The 20,901-nt window shown below is 45.1% G+C and carries 18 protein-coding genes; 11 read left to right on the top strand and 7 right to left on the bottom strand.

All coding sequences use genetic code 11. The features are described from left to right. Positions 1 to 50 precede the first annotated feature (50 nt). Entirely contained in the window at positions 51 to 770 is a 720-nt protein-coding gene (locus tag R7R24_RS05350) for a PAS domain-containing protein (protein WP_017820063.1), read from the bottom strand. 972 nt (positions 771 to 1,742) lie between these two features. Here R7R24_RS05350 and R7R24_RS05345 point away from each other — a divergent pair. The 4 genes from R7R24_RS05345 to putP all read left to right on the top strand — a co-directional run bounded on the left by R7R24_RS05345 (position 1,743) and on the right by putP (position 8,441). Then, on the top strand, positions 1,743 to 2,555 hold the full coding sequence (locus R7R24_RS05345) for an AraC family transcriptional regulator (protein ID WP_025768702.1): 813 nt from the start codon (positions 1,743 to 1,745) through the stop codon (positions 2,553 to 2,555). A 405-nt stretch (positions 2,556 to 2,960) separates the two neighbouring features. Next, the gene (gene putA / locus R7R24_RS05340; protein WP_318119458.1) at positions 2,961 to 6,092 is read left to right on the top strand and encodes a bifunctional proline dehydrogenase/L-glutamate gamma-semialdehyde dehydrogenase PutA; all 3,132 of its coding nucleotides are present in this window, start codon (positions 2,961 to 2,963) and stop codon (positions 6,090 to 6,092) included. A gap of 11 nt (positions 6,093 to 6,103) precedes the next feature. Next, positions 6,104 to 6,811, top strand: coding sequence for a 1-pyrroline-5-carboxylate dehydrogenase (locus tag R7R24_RS05335; RefSeq protein WP_005383557.1), 708 nt, complete (start codon positions 6,104 to 6,106; stop codon positions 6,809 to 6,811). Between the two features lie 136 nt (positions 6,812 to 6,947). Then, entirely contained in the window at positions 6,948 to 8,441 is a 1,494-nt protein-coding gene (putP, locus tag R7R24_RS05330) for a sodium/proline symporter PutP (protein WP_005374582.1), read from the top strand. Between the two features lie 124 nt (positions 8,442 to 8,565). On the opposite strand, the gene R7R24_RS05325 is transcribed toward putP, so the two are convergent. Next, positions 8,566 to 9,099 (bottom strand): GNAT family N-acetyltransferase, encoded by a 534-nt coding sequence (locus tag R7R24_RS05325; protein WP_167415803.1) that lies wholly within the window; start codon positions 9,097 to 9,099, stop codon positions 8,566 to 8,568. A gap of 148 nt (positions 9,100 to 9,247) precedes the next feature. Here R7R24_RS05325 and R7R24_RS05320 point away from each other — a divergent pair, with 148 nt between their 5' ends. Beyond that, positions 9,248 to 9,487, top strand: coding sequence for an RNA recognition motif domain-containing protein (locus tag R7R24_RS05320; protein ID WP_005374587.1), 240 nt, complete (start codon positions 9,248 to 9,250; stop codon positions 9,485 to 9,487). Positions 9,488 to 9,577: 90 nt separating this feature from the next. Here R7R24_RS05320 and R7R24_RS05315 read toward each other — a convergent pair whose 3' ends face one another. Beyond that, positions 9,578 to 10,012: a hypothetical protein gene (locus R7R24_RS05315; protein ID WP_130545662.1), complete on the bottom strand. Its 435-nt coding sequence runs from the start codon at positions 10,010 to 10,012 to the stop codon at positions 9,578 to 9,580. Positions 10,013 to 10,030: 18 nt separating this feature from the next. Further along, entirely contained in the window at positions 10,031 to 10,564 is a 534-nt protein-coding gene (locus R7R24_RS05310) for a GNAT family N-acetyltransferase (RefSeq protein WP_085569453.1), read from the bottom strand. Between the two features lie 358 nt (positions 10,565 to 10,922). Between R7R24_RS05310 and R7R24_RS05305 the strand changes: the two genes are divergently transcribed. Both R7R24_RS05305 and R7R24_RS05300 read left to right on the top strand, forming a co-directional pair. Next, positions 10,923 to 11,171, top strand: coding sequence for a hypothetical protein (locus R7R24_RS05305; protein ID WP_081007959.1), 249 nt, complete (start codon positions 10,923 to 10,925; stop codon positions 11,169 to 11,171). Between the two features lie 292 nt (positions 11,172 to 11,463). Continuing rightward, entirely contained in the window at positions 11,464 to 11,940 is a 477-nt protein-coding gene (locus R7R24_RS05300; protein ID WP_005374595.1) for an Lrp/AsnC family transcriptional regulator, read from the top strand. Positions 11,941 to 12,043: 103 nt separating this feature from the next. On the opposite strand, the gene R7R24_RS05295 is transcribed toward R7R24_RS05300, so the two are convergent. Both R7R24_RS05295 and R7R24_RS05290 read right to left on the bottom strand, forming a co-directional pair. Next, complete coding sequence (locus tag R7R24_RS05295) at positions 12,044 to 12,751, bottom strand: DUF445 domain-containing protein (protein ID WP_005374596.1); 708 nt, start codon at positions 12,749 to 12,751, stop codon at positions 12,044 to 12,046. Positions 12,752 to 13,343: 592 nt separating this feature from the next. Beyond that, the gene (locus tag R7R24_RS05290) at positions 13,344 to 15,194 is read right to left on the bottom strand and encodes an ABC transporter ATP-binding protein (RefSeq protein WP_005374597.1); all 1,851 of its coding nucleotides are present in this window, start codon (positions 15,192 to 15,194) and stop codon (positions 13,344 to 13,346) included. 404 nt (positions 15,195 to 15,598) lie between these two features. Between R7R24_RS05290 and R7R24_RS05285 the strand changes: the two genes are divergently transcribed. Then, positions 15,599 to 16,600: an arginine deiminase-related protein gene (locus R7R24_RS05285; protein ID WP_005383547.1), complete on the top strand. Its 1,002-nt coding sequence runs from the start codon at positions 15,599 to 15,601 to the stop codon at positions 16,598 to 16,600. A 265-nt stretch (positions 16,601 to 16,865) separates the two neighbouring features. After that, a complete protein-coding gene (locus R7R24_RS05280) occupies positions 16,866 to 18,104 on the top strand; it encodes a DEAD/DEAH box helicase (RefSeq protein WP_054578588.1) in 1,239 nt (412 codons plus the stop codon). 54 nt (positions 18,105 to 18,158) lie between these two features. On the opposite strand, the gene R7R24_RS05275 is transcribed toward R7R24_RS05280, so the two are convergent. Then, the gene (locus R7R24_RS05275) at positions 18,159 to 18,863 is read right to left on the bottom strand and encodes an MOSC domain-containing protein (protein ID WP_054578589.1); all 705 of its coding nucleotides are present in this window, start codon (positions 18,861 to 18,863) and stop codon (positions 18,159 to 18,161) included. A 111-nt stretch (positions 18,864 to 18,974) separates the two neighbouring features. On the opposite strand from R7R24_RS05275, the gene R7R24_RS05270 reads away from it, so the two are divergent. Next, positions 18,975 to 19,790, top strand: a complete 816-nt coding sequence (locus R7R24_RS05270) for an AraC family transcriptional regulator (protein ID WP_054578590.1) — start codon at positions 18,975 to 18,977, stop codon at positions 19,788 to 19,790. 88 nt (positions 19,791 to 19,878) lie between these two features. Continuing rightward, on the top strand, positions 19,879 to 20,871 hold the full coding sequence (locus R7R24_RS05265) for a zinc-dependent alcohol dehydrogenase family protein (RefSeq protein WP_054578591.1): 993 nt from the start codon (positions 19,879 to 19,881) through the stop codon (positions 20,869 to 20,871). Positions 20,872 to 20,901: the final 30 nt, after the last annotated feature.

Genomic DNA, 20,901 nt, shown 5'->3' with positions numbered 1-20,901 from the left:
ACTGTATATAAGAATTGGGGCGGTGTTTTTGTAGGTAGAAGCGATGCGAATTATCGCTCTCCATTCAACACAACCGATAATTGATGCTTAAGCAGCGTTTTGGGTACAACAGAGCCGTAGCCTGCTTCCATTGCTTTATCTATTAGCTCGTTCTTGCTGTTCGCTGCAAACTTATTACGTAAGCGTGCGACGTGACCTTCAACGGTTTTTGTTGATATGCCCATGACCTGAGAGATAAATTGAGGCTTTTTGCCATAGAGCAAGAGGAAAAGCGTTTCTTGCTCGCGGCATGTGAGCTTCTCTGGTTTTGGTTGTAAGTCAGAAAAACGAAAGATGGATTGTTGATTTGGGTTGGTACTGATTGCACGACAAACCCAATACCCGACTTCAATCACGGCGGTGTCGGTGAGTTCCCTTCCGTAGAAAATGGTGCCTACGATGTCGCCTTTGTCATCTCGCCACGGTGTTTTAGTAAATATATGTGCTCGCCAGCGGCCATCTGGATAAGGGTGGATATCCAGAATTTTTAGTGACTCGCCAGTTTCGAGAACATGTTTATCTTGGCGTTGAAATTCTTGCGCGCATTCAGTGGTTGGGCTGGCCATATCAAAATCAGTTTTACCCAAGCACTCCTCGGGCGACGTGTGCCCTAACAGTTCTGCGTATTCCTGGTTTACGTATAGGAATACCGAATCTTTATCTTTGCATCCCCAACAACCTGGTAGCTGTTTAAGGAGGGATTGTTCTATGGTATCGACTGAAATATTCACAAAAGGACTCACTACATACTGCTTTTACCAATACAGAGACGTCCGTGTTACATGGCTCGTATTGATGTTGCCAAGTAGGCAGTTACGTTGCTAGAACACGTTCGTTGATTGGCGCTCAATCCAATTAAATTCAAGGTGTTCGATGTTTTCGTCAGGTAGTCATAGACAACGACGAAATGGAACGAAGAGTTTAATTGGGAAAATGGTCTGTTTCATTACAGATATGTGCGCTCACGGATGTCCGCCTAATGTTCGGCTTACAACTCGTATCGTCCTTGATCATGCTTCCTACAACTCAGTTGTAATGTGGTTGACGTTCATATCACTTGTGAGCGAAAGAGCAGCACCTAAGCATATGAGAGGGACAGTGAGACAAAAGCTATGATATCAGCTTATGCCATTGTTTTCATTGTTGAGAAGCGAAAAAAAAGCCAGCCTGAAGACGGGCTGGCAACACAAGATATAATCTTGTCGACGTGTAGAAGAGGTTCTAAATTACCTAGCGAGGGTCTGCTAAGTAAGTTAGAGGTATCAATGAGATACCGAGAGCTTTAGATCGTATGCATCTTAAAGCTCGATAACTAATGTATTGAATCAGAGGCATATTAGTAAGGGGGGAAATCCCTCTATGTTGAGCTTAAGAGTGGGTTTCGATCCGTTTCAGGGACGACTTATCTAATATGGAGCACGGTGTTTTACAAAATAACAGATTGTTCGGTAATAAGGATCTTTACATTGATTGGTTATGTATACGTAAGGTGTTGCCTATCTATCCGTTTTTGTTAATAAAATTGGTTGCTCACTGACCGTAAATTAACCTCGCATGATCATCGTTCCGGAACTATGATCATGTAAATGAACTTGATCATGCTGATTTGATCTTGTCGATTGAGTTGGGTAAAAGTTGCAACCCAACAAAGAAGGTATATGATGCGAAGACGTAAGCTGACCGTGTAAAGACGACTGTTTAAAATGAGTGACTCAGATAACCAAAAAATCCTTTCATATCAAGAGATTATGCTGCCAAAGCCGGCGGAGCTGATCACACTTCCGTCTTATATGGATTGCCACGATCATTCTTATACGCAGATCGTGATTGGTTTAAAAGGGCAAGCCGAATTTGAAGTGCGCGGGCGAGGTAATCTTGTCGGCCCTGGTCAAGGTTGTGTGGTCACCGCATGCTCTGATCATGCTTTCGGTGGCGTCATCAATCAATCGGATATTTTGGTGCTGAATATGCCCAAACCGACAAATGATGATCCCGAAATGCTTCAAAAAATCAATAACCTGGAGAGAGACCATGTCTACTTCCAGTTAGATAGTCAAATTCAGAAGCTGATACAGATGTTGGTTCAGGAAATGCGAAACCATCCGGATGACCTGCTGTTAAGTCGTGCGTGTAACGACACTGTGATTGCGTTAATGCAGCGCCATATCTCGGCATTTGAGACCAGTCGAAAAGAGTCGCGCTTTGATTTGGAGGCGATTGATCGTTACATTGAGCAGCACCTGAGTCATAAGATTAGTGTGGCTCAATTGGCCGGGCGAGTGTTTCTTGGGGAAAGTCAGTTCCATTGCTTGTTTAAAGAGCAGATGGGGATTACACCTCATCAATATGTTCTCGGAAAGCGAATCGACATGGCTCGTGAATTAATCGAGCAAGGGCACCTTTCTTTAGGGCAAATTGCCGAGTTTACTGGCTTCTCAAGCCAGAGTACTTTTACTCATACTTTTACTCGCTTACAGGGAATATCACCTTCCCGTTATAAAAAACAAGTTGGATAACAATGCGTTTTTTAGGTCAAATAATCATCAATTAGAATAAAGCCATGCACTATGCATGGTTTTTTTATGTTTTATTCACGTGACCTATCTCTCGTTTTTTTAAATTCTCTGTTCTTTGCAGTGGCTGATATGCCACTTGATCCTACATTTTCTCTTAGAACGAGCTCTTCACAAAAATCTTATTGATATTCTTGATATTTTGTTGTGAATGCAATGAAAAAATTAAAATTTACAACACAAAATATTACCTATTTGAATGTGACTATGTGGATGTTTTGTTATAAAAGCGAGTTTTTGGCAAAAATGTCGTAGTTTTTGACAAGTATTCTTATCGGCCTCAAAATACACTGCCAGCCATTGATAATCCTCGAAGCGGTTTTCGAGGAGTGAGATTGAGGAACACACATGTTTACAGCTACGAACGTGTTGACACCGGAATTTATCGGGCAGCCGCTTGATAAGTTGTGGTCACTGATCTCGCCATTATATATGGTGGACGAGTCTCAATGGCTAGAGCAACTATTGCCACTAGCGACGCCGACAGAGGATGAAAAATCGGCGATCACTACCCAAACGACCCACCTTATCGAAGCCATTCGTGCCGATAAGAAGTCAATCCAGATGATTGATGCTTTATTGCTGGAATACAGCTTAGATACTCAAGAAGGTATCTTGCTGATGTGTCTTGCAGAAGCATTAATGCGCATCCCAGATGCCGCGACAGCAGATTCTTTGATTAAAGATAAGTTGAGTGTCGCAGACTGGAAATCTCACCTGAAAAACTCTGACTCTGTGTTTGTTAACGCATCAACATGGGGCCTCATGCTAACAGGTAAAGTGGTTGGTCTTGGTGAGCAAGGCACCCAGAGCCCAGGTCAGGCTGTAAACCGTCTGGTAAATAAATTCTCTGAGCCTGTGATTCGTAAAGCCATGTATCAGGCAATGAAGATCATGGGTCACCAGTTTGTTCGTGGTCGTACGATCGAAGAAGCGCAAAAGAACGGTCGTCCAATGCGCGACAAAGGTTTCACCTACTCATTTGATATGTTAGGTGAGGCGGCGTTAACTACAGCGGACGCGAACAAGTACTTCAAAGATTACCTAATGGCGATCGAAGCGGTGGGTCGCGAGACTTACGGTAACGACACCAGCCCTGCGCCTTCGATTTCCATCAAGCTTTCTGCATTACACCCGCGCTACGAAGTCGCAAATGAAGAACGTGTAATGACAGAGTTGTATGACTCACTAATGCAGCTATTGAAACGTGCAATTGAAGTCGACGTTGCAATCACAATCGATGCAGAAGAAGCGGATCGCCTTGAGCTTTCTCTGAAGCTATTTGAGAAAGTGTACCGTAGCGATCTTGTGAAAGGTTGGGGCAAGTTTGGTTTGGTTATTCAAGCCTACTCAAAACGTGCGCTACCAGTCTTGGTGTGGCTAAATGCACTCGCAAAAGAGCAAGGTGACGTTATTCCTCTGCGTTTGGTTAAAGGCGCGTACTGGGACAGCGAAATCAAGTGGTCTCAACAAGCGGGTTATGCAAATTACCCAGTATACACTCGCAAAGAAGCGACGGACGTTGCATACCTAGCTTGTGCTCGTTTCCTACTTAGCGAAGGTGTTCGCGGTAATATCTACCCACAATTTGCAAGCCACAATGCTCACACAGTTACGGCAATTGCTGTCATGGCGGAGCACAAAGAATACGAGTTCCAGCGCCTGCATGGTATGGGTGATTCACTGTATAACCATGTTATGAAAATGTACGGTCAGCCAGTACGTATTTATGCTCCTGTCGGTAGCCATGCTGATCTTCTTCCGTACTTGGTTCGTCGTCTGCTTGAAAATGGTGCGAACAGCTCGTTTGTACACCGTCTAGTTGATGCGCGTTGTCCGATTTATGAGTTGACCCATCACCCTGTGGATGTGTTGACGGGTTTTGACACGCTACACAACGACAAAATTCCATTGCCTGCCGATATTTTCCCTGAGCGTAAGAACTCATATGGCGTCAACATTGACATCGACAGTGAAGCGAAGCCATTTGAAGCTCAGGTCGAAAGCTTCATGGACAACCAGTGGGTTGCAGGCCCGATGATCAATGGTGAACGCTTTGCCGAAAGCATGATCAAGGAAAATGCGGCTGAGATCATCACCGCACCATACGATCGCCGAATTGAAGTCGGCAAAGTGGCATTTGCAACTCTTGATCACGTTTCCGCTGCAATTGATGCGGCGCAAAGTGCTTTCTCTGATTGGAAAGGTGTTCCTGTTGAGCAAAAAGCGGCTTGTTTAGAAAAGCTTGCTGACTTAATGGAAGAAAATCTGGCTGAGCTGGTGGCGATTTGTCACAAAGAAGCGGGTAAAACGATTCACGATAGTATTGATGAAGTTCGTGAAGCAGTGGATTTCTGTCGTTATTACGCGAAACAAGCGCAAAACCTACAGCCATTTGAGCTAGAAGGCTTTGACGGTGTGAAACGCATTTCTAGCCGTGAAGGTCTTGGTGTGTTTGTGTGTATCAGCCCTTGGAACTTCCCGTTGGCTATCTTCCTTGGTCAGGTGACGGCAGCACTGATTGCGGGTAACACAGTGGTTGCAAAACCTGCTGAGCAAACAAGCTTAATTGCCGCTCGCGCTATTGAACTAATGCTGGATGCTGGCTTCCCTGCAGGTGTGATTCAGTTACTTACTGGTCGCGGCGCTGAGATCGGTCATGCACTGACTTCTCATGATGCTATTGTTGGTGTGGCATTCACTGGCTCAACGGCAACGGCGCAACGCATTAACGTCACGCTCGCGGAGCGCAGCGCGAAACCAGTTCCGTTTATTGCGGAAACAGGTGGCCAAAACGCAATGATTGTGGACAGTACTGCATTGCCAGAGCAGGTGGTGCGTGATGTGATTCGTTCGGCGTTTGCATCTGCTGGTCAGCGTTGTTCTGCCCTTCGTGTTCTATTTGTACAAGAAGATGTAGCAGACCGTATGATCAACCTGATTCAGGGTGCGATGAATGAACTGCATGTTGGTTTACCTTACCTACACAAAACAGATGTTGGTCCGGTTATCGACAGCAATGCAAAACAAAAACTCCTCGCTCACCTTGAGCAAATGAGCAAAACACAGACTAAAGTCGCTCAGCTACAGCTGGATGAATCGTGCCAGCATGGTGACTTTGTCTCACCAAGTGCGTTTGAAATCTCGGGCATCGATGTGCTGAAAGAAGAACAATTTGGTCCAATCTTGCACATTATTCGCTTTAAAGCGTCTGAATTACCGAACGTGGTTGCGCAGATCAACAAAACGGGTTTTGGCTTGACGATGGGCATCCATAGCCGTAACGAAACCACGTACCGTTGGATTGAGAAACATGCTCGAGTAGGTAACTGCTACATCAACCGAGACCAAGTTGGCGCTGTGGTTGGTGTACAGCCGTTTGGTGGTCAAGGCTTGTCGGGTACTGGCCCGAAAGCTGGTGGTCCACACTACCTATTCCGCTTTACTCAACATCTTCTTGCTCAAGCAGAAAACGCATAAGGAGTCGCATTATGGTTCATCAGATCACCTATTTTAAAGATGCATTCTCTGCGTGGGAGCAGTGGAATCTGACTGATTTTGATTACAAATGCGAGCATGTTCTGGCATTTAAATCTGCACTAGAAGGGCAGCAGTCTACCGTTGCCAAAGTGGTTTCTTACCACTTGCAACAAGCATCAGCTCTTCTTGCAGAAACTCACCAGTTAGTTGGCCCTACAGGGGAAACTAACGAACTGTATGCCGCAGGACGCGGTGTGGCTTTGGTGATTTGTGAAAACAACATCGAGCCTGCTGATAATGCGTTATACAGTGCTTTTGCGATGATCACCTGTGCCTTAATTGCAGGCAACAGTGTGGTCGTTTGCAGTGACAATGCAGAGCTAAACCAACTGGTTAAGCAAGCTGTAGCGTTGGCAAACTTCCCATCTAACTTAGTCCAGGTTGTTGCGTACGATGCGTCTGCCCCGTTGCTTGAGAGCGATGTACGTAGTGTGGGTTATGTTGGGCGTTCACAGGTTGAGCATGCGCTCAATCTTCAACTAGCTAAGCGTGACGGTGCAATCGTCGGCTTAGTTTCTGAAACGGATTTAGAGTCACCGAAATTGGCTCATGATCCTCATCTCTCGTTGCGCTTCATTACTGAGCGCACTCGAACGATAAATATTACCGCGGTGGGTGGTAACGCAACTCTACTCGAGTTGGGGAACGAAACTCACTAACCTGACTTGTAATGCCAATCTGGAGTAACTGGACTGAGAGCCGGTCCAGATTGGTTTTTTATACTCTGATGTATTGCTGAGACGGTAAAATATCAGGGCAGGCAAGGAAGGAAATAATTATAACGAGGACTATCTAATGATAGAAAATAGCTTTGCTATCACGTCCACTTTTGTGGCGTATTTACTGATTATGGTTGCTATTGGCGTTTACGCGTATAAGAGGACTTCCAATTCATCTGACTACTTCCTAGGTGGCCGTAGCCTAGGTCCGTGGCCTGCTGCATTATCTGCAGGTGCTTCAGACATGAGTGGTTGGTTGCTGCTAGGTTTGCCTGGCTATGCGTACGCTGCGGGTATCGAGGCCTTCTGGTTAGCCGGCGGTCTACTTCTTGGTACATGGGCAAACTGGCTCATCAGTGCAAAACGCCTCCGTACCTACAGTATCCAAACTGACGCGCTAACGTTGCCAGAGTTCCTGTCACGTCGCTTCAACGATAAGTCGAAACTGATTCAGACAATCTCTGCGTTTTTCATTCTTCTATTTTTCCTTTTCTACACCAGCTCAGGTTTGGTCGCAGGGGGCAAACTGTTTGAGACGGTATTCGGTCTAGATTACACCTACGCTGTTATCATCGGTACGGTGTGTGTCGTTTCTTACACACTATTCGGTGGTTTCCTAGCGGTATCTTGGACTGACTTAGTGCAAGGTCTGCTAATGGCGGCTGCGCTAATGATTGTTCCTATAGCGGTAATGGACGGTGGTTTAGGTCAGCTAAGTTCTGATCTACATGACATCAACCCAGAACTTGCAACGCTATGGAATGACGCGAAAGGCGAACCATTGTCTGCGATTGCCATTATCTCTCTAGCGGCGTGGGGCCTTGGTTACTTTGGTCAGCCACACATCCTAGCGCGTTTTAAAGCGTCTCGTTCAAACAAAGATCTAACGACTGCACGTCGTATCGCAGTGATTTGGACGGCACTATCTATGGTCGGTGCAATGCTTGTTGGTCTTGTTGGTCTGGTTTGGGTTACGGGTCATCCGGGTACTCAACTAGAGGACGGTGAGAAGATCTTCATGCTATTGGTTAACGCAGTATTCCACCCTGTCGTTGCGGGTATGTTGTTAGCAGCAATCCTAGCGGCGGTAATGAGTACCGCTGACTCACAGCTCCTTGTTTCATCTTCAGCGCTTGCAGAAGATTTCTACAAGCAAGTATTCAAGCCAGAAGCGTCTTCTGAAGAAATCGTAATGATTGGTCGTATCGGTGTTATCGTTATTTCGCTTGTTGCGCTATTCCTAGCGATGACGCCTGATAGCTCAGTACTCGGTCTTGTATCTTACGCTTGGGCTGGTTTTGGTGCGGCATTTGGTCCTGCGGTTGTACTTAGCCTTTACTGGAGCGGTATGAACCGTAACGGCGCGTTAGCAGGTATTCTTGTTGGTGGTATCACTATCGTAGTTTGGAAGCAGCTAACTGGCGGTTGGTTTGATGTGTACGAAATCGTACCGGGCATCATCTTCTCTACGCTTGCCATCATTGTGGTAAGTAAAGCAACGGGTGGTGCTGCGCAAGACGTGTTAGACCAACACCAGTCGTTCGAGAAAAAACTGGTTGAACTAGACTAGTAACTTCCCGTATATGAACACAAAGCCCGCTATTTTAGCGGGCTTTGTTTTATCTGAAACTTAATTAACGTTAATGGCGGTAGCTTGAGATCAGAGCTTAGCATTGCTCGGTTAGATTGGAGTGTTAGTCGCGATGAATTTTGGCGTAAATAACGGTGTTACTCAGCTCTCCCGATGTAGTCAGACGTTCGTTTCTGAGCTCTCCTTCGAACTCATAACCACAGCGCTCGGCTACAGCCCGGCTCTTTTGGTTGGTGCTATCAGCATGAATTGCGATTCTCTTGGCGCCCAAGTCATCAAACGCATAGCGCTCAACTTCGAGCACAGCCTCGGCAACATAACCATTGCCAACGGCAGCATTATCTAACCAATAACCTATCTCAAAGGATGGTACGTCGGGATCTCGAATCATCAAGCCGACCGCACCCAGTAAGCGATCGCTTTCCTTTTCAATGATGTAGTAACGCAGCTCTTCTTCGAAGTTTTCAAAGTTTGCGATGGCTTTCTCTGTCCCTTCTATCATCGCTTCTAATGTCAGCACATGAGGCACCCACGGCAGATAGACTTCGAGAGTCTTTTGGCTGCGAACGACAGCTTGATGCGCCTCTTCGGCTCGTTCTAAACAAGCAGGGATGAGTTTGAGACGTTTCGTTTCCATGCCGACTCTCCTATGGGTGAAAAATGAACGGAAAATCATTTAAACAGATGTACTTAGAATGATCTAGTCAACGCCGTCATATTATTCACTTGGTTTGCCAGAGAGAAACTGAGAGAATCGAACCGTTATCAAACCAACTAGGTTCATTATGAAACTTTTAGTAAGAAACTTGGCTCGTCACATGACCGAGCAAGATATCCGCAAATTATTCTCAGCGTACGGCAAAGTAGAACTGTGTTCGCTAGTGCTTGATCAAGACACGGGTTTGTCGAAAGGCTTCGGTTTTGTCATCATGCCGGACGAAGCAGAAGCCATTTCTGCTCTTGAAGCACTGAATTTGACGAACGTAGAAAAAAGCAAAATTCGCGTGAAAGTCGCACAAGACTAACACAGAGAAAAGCCAGCGTAATTGCTGGCTTTTTTGTCTTTCTATTTAGAGACCAAATTGGAAACTTCTGGAATATCCTCTCTTTTTGCTTTAACGACGTTGATCATCAAGCCTCTTTTCAAGTTGTTTCATTAAATCTTTTAACTGCAGAGAATCGAAATTGTCTGAATTCGGCACTTGGTAAGCGTCGTTGACTGTGTAGAGCATCAAACTTTTGCTAGAGAAGAACTCTTTCTGTATTTGGACTTTGACAATGTCATCAAGAGGTAGACGGAAGTAAACCGTTGAGCCCTGGCGGTACTTCAAGGTGTTGGTGCTTGCATCGATATCTAGCGTTTTAGGATTGAACGCGCGGCGCGTGAAGTACGTTGAGAGCAGTTTCAATCCTATTATTGTGAGTGCTACGAGTCCAAACTCGACGATCTTGTCTGCTAGGTAGGAAAAATAGAACAGCGACAACAATACAGTTCCTAGCAAGAAAGGGTTGTTCTTGGGCAGATTTTGTGAAGTTTCATGGATGATCATCCGACATATTCCTCGACTTTATTCAGAAGCGACGAACGTGAGTTGGTAGACACAAACCTTTCGTTCTTTGCCTTGCATGCGCAATGTTTTGTCACCGATGTAAGGGATATTTAGTTTTTGGATCACCGATTTAGAACGCTGATTGTCCACCAAATGCATCACGGTTATTCCGTTTAACTCAAAGTGCATTCGAGCAAATTCGAGTAAGGCTTTGGAGGCCTCGAATGCATAGCCTTTCCCCCAATGTGGCACGCCAACCCAGTAGCCTAATGTACCGTAGCCCTCTTCGATACGCGGTAAACTCACTGCACCAAGTAACTCCCCAGTGTTTCGCAAGGTAATAGCGTACGCCACGCCTTGATGCTGCTGATACATCGGATCGTGCCTATCTATCCATGCTTGCGCCATCGGTCGCTCATAAGGATGAGGGATGTTTGCTGTCATGTCGGCAATTCGCTTATCTCCAGCGAGTAAAGCCACTTGTTGGCAGTCATCGATATTGAATGGCCGGAGGACGAGTCTTTCGGTAGTGAGAATCGGTTGTATCGTCATGCATTTCTTCCTTGATGAGACGGCTATAGCTGCTAGCAACTGGTTTGCGGGGTAAATCGAGATAACAAGGCGTCTCGAAAGCTCGATCTAGCCAGCTGTAAAGTTGTCATGCGCCTTACTAAATAATAAGCCCGAACAATTGCTTATGTGTAATGTGTCGTATTATTACACACATAAGCACGTTTGCTCATATTGATGGTACAAAAGTTGAGGTCTGACCAATGTCTCAGTTTTTTGATACTTTCGTTCAATTTTTTGAAGATAGGGCACAAAAAATTAAAGGAGCTTTTTAATTGTGGAATTATTTTGAACAAAATATGTCAATTGTCAGTAGGACGAAAAAGTAGGGAGAAGAGAAATGCCGGATATATATTGCGCAGCTTGTAGAAAATCAACGCAACATAAAGTGATTATGAAGCGTTGCGAGCCTCAGTCTGTTGACTCGTTAACAGGCAAAATGGTGAGTTTTACACAGCTGATGGCGAAATTTGTATCAGGTGAACATTATTACGAGATGGAGCCTCAATACTACTGCCGTTGTTGTAATCATCGTGCAATTGGAGAGGTTGTTCCACATCCTGCACGGCATACATCGGCCGCACTCTAACTCTGAGTGATAGCCATGATTAATGGCTAAATAGGGCGGCGTTGCCCGAACGACATATCTATACAGGCGTGTCATGCGCTTTCAAATTTGCGACTCCGCGGGAGCCGCTAGGTTGCTTTTTCTCTTCATATCACGGTTACTAAGTGAGCGGCAATAATCATAGCTCTTTCCCTCCTTCGTTGTTTTCTGGTTATTCTCTGCTGAATTTCACATGCTGTGCATTTGATGGTTTGCAATTGTTTGAGCAACGATTAATGTGATGCTTTCTAAGTGGTTACAAGGAAGTGGGTTAATGAGTTATCAATTGGACCGGATTGATTTACATATTTTGAGAGTGCTTCATTCGAGAGGCAGAATTCCGGTTGTAGAACTAGCAAAGCTGATTAACTTAACGACTTCTCCATGTTCTGACCGTGTAAAGCGGCTAGAAAAAGAAGGGTATATCAATGGTTACCATGCAGAGTTGAATGCGGAAAAGTTGGGGCTGGATGTGCAAGTATTCATCCATATTCGTTTAGACCAAACCAGTTTTTCTATTTTTGAAAAGTTTGCGAAAGCGGTGGAATTGATGCCTGAAATTGAAGAGTGCTACTCGCTCTCTGGAGATTTCGATACCATGATAAAAGTTCGTGTTAAGAGCATGAAAGCGTATCAGGAGTTTATGTCGAGTAAGTTAGGCACGCTTCCGGGCGTGATTCAAACTCGTAGTGAAGTGGTCATAGAAGAACATAAAACGGGATTTGGTGTTAATCCCGAGCTCCTTGGTTAGGCGAGGCATGTGTTGAGCCTCCTTATTTAGCGTGGTTTGGTATATTACTTTTTCTCGATTAAAAAAGGAGCCGAAGCTCCTTTTTTAATAAATCGGTGAGCGATTATGCCCCGATAAAGGTACTGATAACGCCAATTAAACCACCAAAAACACCGCCCCAAACGACTAGCCAGCCAAGGTGTTCTTTGATCATCTTTTGCACCATTTCTTTAACTAATGCCGGTGTTAATTCGCTTAAACGTTGATCGATGATACCTTCAATGTTCTGCTTTATCTCATCCATCATTGCAGGAGATTCGAATTGCTCTTTCAGTGCTTCTTTGATGTTATCGCTCTTGCTCAACTCAATGATGGATTCTTGCATCTTTTCGACGAAAGGTTGGCGCATGGGTTGTAGCGCTTCCGAGCCGCCAAACATCGCTAGCATGCCACCAAACTGAGAGCCTTCAATTACTTCCACTAGGGAATCAAATGCTGGATTTAAATCTACTTTCTCAATTACTGGTTGAAGATCGATGTTCACACCGCCCGCCATTTCTTTATTCAAGAATCGGTCAATGTTCGCTTCAGTAAAAAACTGTTCCATCATCAGGTTTTTGATAGCCAGTTTAAACTCTTCAAATCGCGCGGGGATCACGCCAGAACCGTATAATCCAGGCACTTTCTCAAACAGCATATGGATGGCAAGCCAGTTGGTGATGGCGCCTGAGAACGCAAACAGCCCTGCATACCAAAGATAGTCGTTTTGTAATTGATGACCTCCAGCCATCAAAGCGATAGCGAGGACATTCGTTAGCAAACTTTTGTTCATAGTGACCAGTTATATATGAATATCGGAAAGAATAAGTGGGCCTGATTCTATACCTAAGTCACATTAAGATGCTAGGTTTTGCCGTGATGAGTAGTCTTGTGGAGAAGGGACAAAAAATGAATGTTCAGAAAAACAAAACCCGACAATCATTGTCGGGCCACTGCTTTTTCTTAGAAAAACTAAGATTCTATTTTTAATTTTAGATGCGGTAGATCTTACAACAAAGTTGGCATTTCCATCTTTCTGAGTAGCCAAATAGCTTGTCAGCCCAACTTGGTTTGAGTTGTACGATCTGCATTGAACCACATTTACACATAAGCTAATTACCTTATTGTTAATATAATAACTAAGCCATCTATTGAGTATAGCTGTTTCTCAAAAAGTGAAATGACAAATGAAGACGGCTCAATACTCTGTATTGTGTTCATTGCAATGGATACGCAACGAGGCGGTATATTAGCAGAAAAAGTGTGAGCTTTATCATGGAGAGTGTTTCATATATGAGAAACCACAATGGCTATATGAGCGTCTAGCCATGGATTAAAATAAAAAACGGCGCTTAAAGCGCCGTTTTTATTGAGCTTATCACTCGTTAAGAAGCGTGTTGATTGTCTAGTTCTTCAGCGATAAATCCGCCAGTTTGATGCGCCCAAAGCTGGGCGTAAATGCCGTTATTCGCAATGAGTTCTTGATGAGAACCTTGTTCAACGATGCTGCCTTTATCTAGCACGATGAGTCGATCCATTTGTGCGATGGTCGATAATCGGTGAGCGATAGCAATAACCGTTTTCCCTTGCATTAATTCATTCAAGCTTTCCTGAATCGCTGCTTCGACTTCTGAATCTAGAGCCGATGTTGCTTCATCCAATACCAGCAATGGTGCATCTTTGAGTAGCACACGAGATATTGCGATACGCTGACGTTGGCCGCCAGACAGTTTCACACCACGTTCACCAACTTGCGCATCGTATCCGACATTACCAAATGGGTCGGTCAGAGTTTCGATAAACTCATGGGCATGCGCTTGCTTAGTGGCTTTCAGCAAATCTTCTTCTGTCGCATCTGGATTGCCATACAAAATATTGTCTCGAATTGAACGGTGTAGCAGAGAAGTATCTTGGGTCACCATACCGATCTTTGAACGCAAAGAGTCTTGTGTGACTTCTGAGATGTTCTGTCCATCGATCTTAATGCTGCCGTCTTCGACATCGTGGAAACGAAGTAACAAGTTCACCAGAGTTGATTTTCCGGCGCCGGAGCGCCCAACCAAGCCGACTTTCTCTCCTGGTTTGATGTTGAGATCGAGATGGCTAATTACGCCTTTGTTCTCACCGTAATGGAAGCTGACGTTATCAAAGTGAATGCCTCCTTCAGTGACAACCAAGTCTTTTGCACCTGGTTTATCTTTAATATCAATAGGCTTAGAGAGCGTTTTCATTCCATCGACAACGGTTCCCATGTTTTCAAAGAGGGCGCCAACTTCCCACATTATCCACATCGACATACCGTTTACGCGCAATGCAAGACTAACAGCAATCGCAATCGCGCCAACGCTAATGGCACTATCCAACCACAGGTAAATCGATAAAGCAGCAACGGAAAACACCAAAATATAGTTTGAGATCTCTACAGCGACGTCGAAGCCGGTCACTAGGCGCATTTGACGATAGACCGTATTCAAAAATCCTTTCATGCCTTGCTCGGCATATTGGGTTTCGCGCTGGCTATGAGAAAACAGTTTGACGGTTTGAATATTGGTATAACTGTCGACGATGCGCCCTGTCATTGTCGAACGTGCATCGGCCTGCGCTGAAGCGACGTCTTTGAGCTTAGGGACAAAATAGATTTGGATAGCGATGTAAGCGAGTAACCAGACGATCATTGGGATCATCAAACGCCAGTCTGCCGTCGCTAACATAATGATCATGCTGGTGAAGTAAACCGTAACGTAAACAAACACATCCATAGCTTTCATTACGGTTTCGCGCACAGCTAATGAGGTTTGCATGACTTTCGTTGCGACTCGACCTGCAAAATCATCTTGATAGAAGTTCAAGCTTTGATTGAGCAAATACCGGTGTGCAAGCCAGCGGATAGACATTGGGTAGTTGCCCAATAACGTTTGATGAACGAGCAACGAGTACAAGATCACCAATATAGGCATGACAACCAGCAATAAGGCTCCGTAGAAAATCAAATCCGATTTGTTGTCTTGTAAGAACGTTTCTGGATTGCTGGTAGACAACCAATCAACCAATTGTCCCATCGCGCCAAACAACATTACCTCAACAACAGCCACAATTGTGGCCATCAAAGACATGATGATCAAAGGCTTTTCATAACCACGAGTGTAATAACGCAGAAAAGCGAACATCCCTGAAGGAGGCTGATCCGGTGTAGATTTGGGGAACGGCTCTGTAAAGCCTTCAAATCGTTTAAACATAACTCATCCTAAAGTTAAAACAGTGCCATTTGGGGTGGCTAAATCCATCGATTCACGCTGCTTTGGACGAAACCGCGTGTATGAGAGTTTTTTGCCTGCTCCTCGATAAAGCAGACCGATTGACGAGAGGGGCGAAAAAATAGTCTAACCGATTGTGTCTTAAATGTAACTAGTTGGTTATGAGTGTGATTGTCTATGGTTCTGATTCTTATGATGAATTCTTATCATGTTCATCGTGGTGCCATAAAAGCTTAAACCTGCAAAGTGACAATAAAATTTAAGGAAAAATGAACTTAATGCAGCAAAAATTACTTTTGTGCAATTAAATTAATTGTCAAAACAGCAAAACTGAAGTTAACAATAAATTTACAATCTCCTCATTCTAGTGATAAGGAATATATTGGATGCTATTACACGAATCAGTGACCCAATTTGCTAATGGGAAAGAAGAAAGCACGCAAAGTGCTCAGCGCCAAACCGCAAACTGCGTAGTGATGGTGCCACCGAAAGAGTTTCGTTTTAATGAAGAAACCGCACAAGATAATGAGTTCCAACATAAAGTGTCACTCAGCCAAGAAGAAGTCTCACGTCGAGTAATGGCCGAGTTCGCGAGTATGGTTGCAACGCTGCGTCAAGAGGGCGTTCAAGTTGTTGAGTTTGATTATCCAACTTCAGATGTTGCGACGCCAGACGCGGTATTTCCAAACAATTGGTTTAGCACTACGCCAGATGGCACGTTGTACACCTTTCCAATGGCCTGTGAAAACCGTCAAAAAGAAGTACGTCCCGATGCGCTTGTGGCAGCACTAGCGCAAGCAGGGCGAGAAGTTCATCGACGCAGCAGTCTAACTGAATATCTTGACGAGCAAGCGTATTTAGAAAGCACGGGTGTGATGGTGTTTGACCACCTAAATAAAACGGTCTATGCCGCACTCTCACAACGTTGTGATCGTCTGGTTTTAGAAGATTACGCCGATCGTATTGGCTATGAACGAGTGATTTCTTTCCAAACTCGTTTGCCGTCTGGTGCGCCGATTTATCACACCAATGTGATGATGGCGGTTGGCGAACAGTTTTGCGTGATTTGTGACGAAGTGATCCCAGAATTTGAGCGTCGTTTTGTAATGAAGTCACTCGCCAAAGACAAGCAAGTCATCTCAATTTCGCTTGAACAGATGAACCAGTTCTGCGGTAACATTCTGCAACTGGAAACGATCAACGGCGACAAGGTGATTGCGATGTCGCAATCGGCGTACGATGCATTCTCACCAGCACAAAGAAACCAATTGGCGACGCACGGTAAATTGCTGCCATTCGACGTTTCTACCATAGAATCTATTGGTGGTGGTTCGGTTCGTTGCATGTTGGGTGAAGTGTTCTTACCGAATCGTAAAGCTGTGCTTTAATAAACTGCACATTTCTTTTCAGCCGCAGTGAAAGGCTGACGAAGCGTTCTCTTCAAGGGTTTTTAGCCGTTAGCTCTGTGGCAGTACAGACTAACGGCTTTTTTGCGCTTTTTAGTTTTCTGACGATTTGCGTAGGCGACGCTTGGTTTAAGCGCCTAAAATAGGATGGTTCACCTAGCAGATTGTGGTAAAGTCCGCGCCTGCGTTTTACCGCATCTTCATTATTTTCATTGCTTCTTCAACCCAAAGTACAAGGTTTTCGTTAATGCCATTTTCTACTCTCTCATTGAGTTCTGAGCTGATTCATGCACTGCCAAAAGACTTCAAGAAGCCGACTTATATTCAAGCGTTGGCCATTCCTGAGCTGTTGGCTGGTCAAGATCTATTGGCTTTGGCAAATACAGGCAGCGGCAAAACCCTTGCTTATGGTTTGCCTTTGTTGGAAAAGCTGGGTGTCAATCCAGAGCAAAAAGCGCTGATTCTTGTGCCAACTCGTGAGCTGGCAATGCAAGTGAGTGAAGCAATTAACCAAGTTGGTCAAGTTCTTGAACTCAACGCAGTGTGTTTGTGTGGCGGCGTTGATAAAGAGCAACAACAGCAGGCGCTAGCGACAAATCCTCATATCCTTGTCGCGACGACAGGTCGTTTGGTTGACCCAGCAAATAATGGCTTGGATTTGAGCAATGTTCATTATCTAGTATTGGATGAGGCGGATCGTCTGTTGGATATGGGCTTTTGGCCTGACGTACAAAATATTGCGGGGCTTATTTCAAACCAGCGTCAAACCGCGATGTTCTCGGCAACGTTTTCAGATGAGTTGAAGGGTAAAGCGAAGCTGCTTATGCCGGCACCAAAGCAAGTTGCAGCGCATCAAGAAAACAGCACCAACCAAGATATTGCTGAAACGCTGTACCTCGTTAACAAAGGCAGTAAAACCAAGGCATTGATTGAACTGATTCAAAAAAACGCGTGGACTCAGGCATTAGTCTTTATTGGTGCGAAAGAGAACGCCGATGGCTTAGCGAAGAAGCTGAATAAAGCGGGCATCTCAACCAATGCGCTGCATGGCAATAAGAGTCAAGATGAGCGAGAAGAAGCACTGGCGCAGTTTAAATCTGGGCAAATTCAGGTGTTGATTGCCACCGATCTACTAGCGCGCGGCATTCACATTGAGCAATTGCCTGTAGTGATCAACTTTGAACTGCCAATGCATGCAGAAACCTATGTTCACCGAGTAGGGCGCACCGCTCGCGCAGGCGAACAAGGTGTGGCGGTGTCATTGGTTTGTCATGGTGAAATGGACGCACTAAGCGCGATTCGTCACCTGACTCAACGTGCATTACCAGTGCAAGATCTGGCAGGTTTTCCAGTAACGGATAAGCCATCAACTGGCGAGAGCAAACGCGCGCCACGCGATAAAAAAGCCAACCGTCGAACTCATGCTAAGAAGAGCATTAAGCAGTTTCAAGGTAAGTCGAAACGCCCAGCCCCGAGTGCGAAGTAAAACAAAAAACACGCTCTTGACGGCATAGTCGGTTCAGAGCATGGCTTACAAATTTTACTTTTGAGTATTAACGGCAGTTGGGCCAATTAAGCGCATTTCCCAATCTTCGACTTCACCAGTTTCTAGACGGCGCTCGACCAGCTTGCCCCAAGACTCGACTAACGGCAGCTCAGACAGCTTAGTGAGTTCTTTTCTATCTAAACAGCCAGTGAAAACCGCACCCATGATACGAGCCAATGGCCATTCTGGATAAGGTCTTTCGCACAGAATAATCTCGTCACCTGCACCGATATCGCCTTCTTCCAGCACTCGGAAATACCAGCCTGTTCGAAGCGTATCTTGCAGTCTTCTCGCCATGTCGTGTTGGTCAAAGCGTACGTTAAGTTTCCAACAAGGCATGCGACCTTGCGACACTTCCAGTAGTGTTGAGCCGATGCGAATTTTATCTTTCAAGCAAATCGTGGATTCGGTGACGCCTTCGGAGCTGATGTTTTCGCCAAAGCCGCCTGCGGATTGGAAAATTGGTCTTTCGCCTAATTCTTGTTGCCAGATTGGGTAGTGTTCGCTTGGGTAAATATGAAGCGCTTTTTGAATGCCACCATGAAAGCGCGGATCACCTTGCTCATCACTGATAAAACCGAGCTCTGTTGCATGCTGGCGCTCAGGCAGCACTTGTTTGTTGATTGCGCTTTGCGCACCATGAGCATAAGGGACGGTTTTCCCTGCTAGCACAGCTTTTACGACGCCGATTTTCTTCATGTAACCTCCTTATTATTTGAATGAGAGATAAAGTGTTTACCTTCATTCGCAATGCGGAGCATGATAGCCTAGTAAACTTGTGTCGGTGTAGGGATGAAAAGACAACTAACAATGCTAACTCGCCAAGTTGATTCGAAGTCAGGCGTCGTCACCTCCAATAAGATGATGGACGCGAATCCCCATTCTCCTGTTTTAGTGAAAACCATCGACATGCCAAAAGGTTACATTGATGCGCTGCATCAACACACTTGGCATCAAATCATCTTTCCTATCAAAGGGTTATTGCAAACACAAACTGAGCATTATCAGCACTTGGTTCCGCACACCTCTGCGTTATTTGTTCCTGCGGGTGTTCAACACGAGTCGATTGCTCTAAGCAATACGATATTTGTTGGTATTTACCTCAACCCTGAGTTTGGTGCGACGTACGAGCCACAAGTGAGAACCATTGCTTTAACGTCGTTTTTAAATGAGCTTTTACAAGAGATCCGCAGACAGTGTGAAGGTGAGACAAGCCACGAAGAAGTGTTGCATTTGCTGGCGGTACTGCATGATCAAATTTTGAAACGCAACGTGCAGACATTTCAGTTATTGCTGCCACAAGACAGACGACTAAAACTGATTTTCGAGCGACTGACTGACGAGCCAGCGTTGAGCTGTTCGCTAAAAGAGTGGGGGGAGAAAATTGGGGCATCGGAGCGTACTTTATCACGGTTGTTCGCCAAGGAATTCAACACTTCATTTCTGCTTTGGCGGCAACAAATTCGGCTAATTTACTCGCTTTCTTTGTTAGATGAATCGTTGTCAATCCAAGCCATTGCAGACCTAGTGGGTTATCAAAACGACTCATCCTACATCAAAGCATTTAAAGCCTATTTTGATATGACGCCACAACAGTTTAGAGTGAACGGCGTATCGCGCAGGTAGAAATACAGAGCTTCGACTTCACTTAATGTTTTTGAGTAGAAGTTACGAAACTTTCTTTTTGAATTTCAATTACATGGTATGAATAACAATGGCACCAACGATAAATACTCGAGTGAATCAATTCTGTTTTGGTCAACCCAAAACATCGCTGTCGTTGGAAAAAGAGCCCCTCAATCCGCTTGCTCAGGGCAAGGTTCGGGTGAGACTGGAAGCTACAAACATTAACCCAAGTGACTTGCTTTCCATTCATGGTGTTGGGCAATACCGCCGCGTTCACGTACCACCTCGCGTGCCGGGGTTTGAAGCGGTTGGGCGTGTGGTGGAAGTCAGTGCAGTTGGTCAAACTGACCTTCAAGTTGGGCAAAAGGTGTTGGTGGCGATGAGTGGTACTTGGCAATACTACATAGATGCCTCGCCTGAGAATCTTTTTCCGCTACCTGAGAGTTTGGAGAACGGCTATGCCTGTCAGTTGTACATCAACGCGTTAACCGCGTGGGTGATCACCACTAAAGTAGCTAAGTTGAACAAAGACGATGTGGTGATCATCAATGCAGCAGGGTCAGCGATCGGTAAGATATTTGCCCAGCTCGCCCATTCACTGGGTTTTGCACTGATTGCTGTGACCTCAAAGCGAGACGAGTATCCGTACGATACCATTCCAGTGTTGGACGCAAAGAAAGACTTACAAGCGCAGCTGCAAACGCGCCAACTGCCACAACCAACGGTCGCTCTGGACGCGATAGGTGGTGAGGCTGGCACGGATCTCATTCGTACCTTGAAAGAAAACGGCCAATACATCAACTACGGAACATTGTCGTTAACGCCTTATACGCCTGAGTTTTTTGAATCGATGAAGGCCAACAACATCGACTTTAGTACATTCTTTTTGCGGTATTGGGAAGAATCGGTAGGTAAAGGCGGGAGAAAGACGGTGTTCGCTGAAATGTTAGAACACTTTATTAGCAGCGACATAAAGTTAAACGTTGCATATGATCTGTCGTTAGAGGACTTTCAAACAGCGATTGAAATGGTTGAGCGACGCTCGTCAGCAGTGTCAGGAAAAATCATTTTGACGCTGTGAATTACAGTGAGCCTGTTGAGAAAAGGGAGG

Source organism: Vibrio sp. 704 (genome assembly GCF_033339295.1).
Note: the sequence above shows the minus strand (reverse complement) of the source record. Positions and strands in the feature narration are given on the sequence as shown.

What these genes read in the sequence shown, in the direction of transcription:
- R7R24_RS05345 (WP_025768702.1), top strand. Translation starts at nt 1,743, where the DNA reads ATGAGTGACTCAGATAACCAAAAAATCCTTTCATATCAAGAGATTATG.
- putA (WP_318119458.1), top strand. Translation starts at nt 2,961, where the DNA reads ATGTTTACAGCTACGAACGTGTTGACACCGGAATTTATCGGGCAGCCG.
- R7R24_RS05335 (WP_005383557.1), top strand. Translation starts at nt 6,104, where the DNA reads ATGGTTCATCAGATCACCTATTTTAAAGATGCATTCTCTGCGTGGGAG.
- putP (WP_005374582.1), top strand. Translation starts at nt 6,948, where the DNA reads ATGATAGAAAATAGCTTTGCTATCACGTCCACTTTTGTGGCGTATTTA.
- R7R24_RS05325 (WP_167415803.1), bottom strand. Translation starts at nt 9,099, where the DNA reads ATGGAAACGAAACGTCTCAAACTCATCCCTGCTTGTTTAGAACGAGCC.
- R7R24_RS05320 (WP_005374587.1), top strand. Translation starts at nt 9,248, where the DNA reads ATGAAACTTTTAGTAAGAAACTTGGCTCGTCACATGACCGAGCAAGAT.
- R7R24_RS05315 (WP_130545662.1), bottom strand. Translation starts at nt 10,012, where the DNA reads ATGATCATCCATGAAACTTCACAAAATCTGCCCAAGAACAACCCTTTC.
- R7R24_RS05310 (WP_085569453.1), bottom strand. Translation starts at nt 10,564, where the DNA reads ATGACGATACAACCGATTCTCACTACCGAAAGACTCGTCCTCCGGCCA.
- R7R24_RS05305 (WP_081007959.1), top strand. Translation starts at nt 10,923, where the DNA reads ATGCCGGATATATATTGCGCAGCTTGTAGAAAATCAACGCAACATAAA.
- R7R24_RS05300 (WP_005374595.1), top strand. Translation starts at nt 11,464, where the DNA reads ATGAGTTATCAATTGGACCGGATTGATTTACATATTTTGAGAGTGCTT.
- R7R24_RS05295 (WP_005374596.1), bottom strand. Translation starts at nt 12,751, where the DNA reads ATGAACAAAAGTTTGCTAACGAATGTCCTCGCTATCGCTTTGATGGCT.
- R7R24_RS05290 (WP_005374597.1), bottom strand. Translation starts at nt 15,194, where the DNA reads ATGTTTAAACGATTTGAAGGCTTTACAGAGCCGTTCCCCAAATCTACA.
- R7R24_RS05285 (WP_005383547.1), top strand. Translation starts at nt 15,599, where the DNA reads ATGCTATTACACGAATCAGTGACCCAATTTGCTAATGGGAAAGAAGAA.
- R7R24_RS05280 (WP_054578588.1), top strand. Translation starts at nt 16,866, where the DNA reads ATGCCATTTTCTACTCTCTCATTGAGTTCTGAGCTGATTCATGCACTG.
- R7R24_RS05275 (WP_054578589.1), bottom strand. Translation starts at nt 18,863, where the DNA reads ATGAAGAAAATCGGCGTCGTAAAAGCTGTGCTAGCAGGGAAAACCGTC.
- R7R24_RS05270 (WP_054578590.1), top strand. Translation starts at nt 18,975, where the DNA reads ATGCTAACTCGCCAAGTTGATTCGAAGTCAGGCGTCGTCACCTCCAAT.
- R7R24_RS05265 (WP_054578591.1), top strand. Translation starts at nt 19,879, where the DNA reads ATGGCACCAACGATAAATACTCGAGTGAATCAATTCTGTTTTGGTCAA.